The 1,192-nt window shown below is 64.4% G+C and carries 1 protein-coding gene; it reads right to left on the bottom strand.

All coding sequences use genetic code 11. The annotated features are described in order from the left end of the window. The gene (tuf, locus tag ACQGNJ_RS00135; protein ID WP_426687223.1) at positions 1–1,191 is read right to left on the bottom strand and encodes an elongation factor Tu; all 1,191 of its coding nucleotides are present in this window, start codon (positions 1,189–1,191) and stop codon (positions 1–3) included. Position 1,192 lies beyond the last annotated feature (1 nt).

The raw sequence follows: 1,192 nt of genomic DNA, 5'->3' as shown, positions 1-1,192 counted from the left end.
TTACTTGATGACCTTGGCCACCACGCCGGCGCCGACGGTGCGGCCGCCTTCGCGGATCGCGAAGCGCAGACCTTCGTCCATCGCGATCGGGTGGATCAGGCTCACCACCATCTTCACGTTGTCGCCCGGCATCACCATCTCCACGCCTTCCGGCAGCTGGCAGGCGCCCGTCACGTCGGTCGTACGGAAGTAGAACTGCGGACGATAGCCCTTGAAGAACGGCGTATGACGACCACCCTCGTCCTTCGACAGCACATACACCTCGGCCTCGAAGTCGGTGTGCGGGTTGATCGTGCCCGGCTTGGCCAGCACCTGGCCACGCTCCACGTCGTCACGCTTCAGACCGCGCAGCAGCAGGCCGGCGTTGTCGCCTGCGCGACCTTCGTCCAGCAGCTTGCGGAACATTTCCACGCCGGTGACCGTGGTCTTCTGCGTGTCGCGGATGCCGACCACTTCGATTTCGTCGCCCACCTTGATGATGCCGCGCTCGATACGACCGGTCACCACGGTGCCGCGACCGGAGATCGAGAACACGTCTTCCACCGGCATCAGGAACGGGCGGTCGATGACGCGCACCGGCTCCGGAATGTAGCTGTCCAGCGCGTCCACCAGCTTGATGATCGACGGCACGCCGATCTCGCTCTGGTCGCCTTCCAGCGCCATGCGGGCCGAACCGTGGATCATCGGGGTGTCGTCGCCCGGGAAGTCGTACTTGGTCAGCAGCTCGCGCACTTCCATCTCGACCAGCTCGAGCAGCTCGGCGTCGTCCACCAGGTCCGCCTTGTTCAGGTAGACCACGATGAACGGCACACCGACCTGACGCGACAGCAGGATGTGCTCGCGCGTCTGCGGCATCGGGCCGTCCGCGGCCGAGCACACCAGGATCGCGCCGTCCATCTGCGCCGCACCGGTGATCATGTTCTTCACATAGTCAGCATGGCCCGGGCAGTCCACGTGCGCGTAATGACGCATCGGCGACTCGTATTCCACGTGGGCGGTCGAGATCGTGATGCCGCGCGCCTTCTCTTCCGGCGCCGCGTCGATCGCGCTGTAATCCTTGAACTCGCCGCCAAAACGTTCCGCACCGACCTTCGTCAGCGCTGCCGTCAGCGTCGTCTTGCCGTGATCCACGTGACCAATCGTGCCGACGTTGACGTGCGGCTTGGTGCGTTCGAATTTACCCTTTGCCATG

This window comes from Rhodanobacter ginsengiterrae (assembly GCF_050026815.1).
GTDB lineage: Bacteria > Pseudomonadota > Gammaproteobacteria > Xanthomonadales > Rhodanobacteraceae > Rhodanobacter > Rhodanobacter ginsengiterrae.
This window is presented reverse-complemented; position numbering and strand designations above follow the sequence as displayed.

Excerpts from the sequence above, each read along its gene's own strand:
- tuf (WP_426687223.1), bottom strand. The coding sequence starts at position 1,191 with ATGGCAAAGGGTAAATTCGAACGCACCAAGCCGCACGTCAACGTCGGC.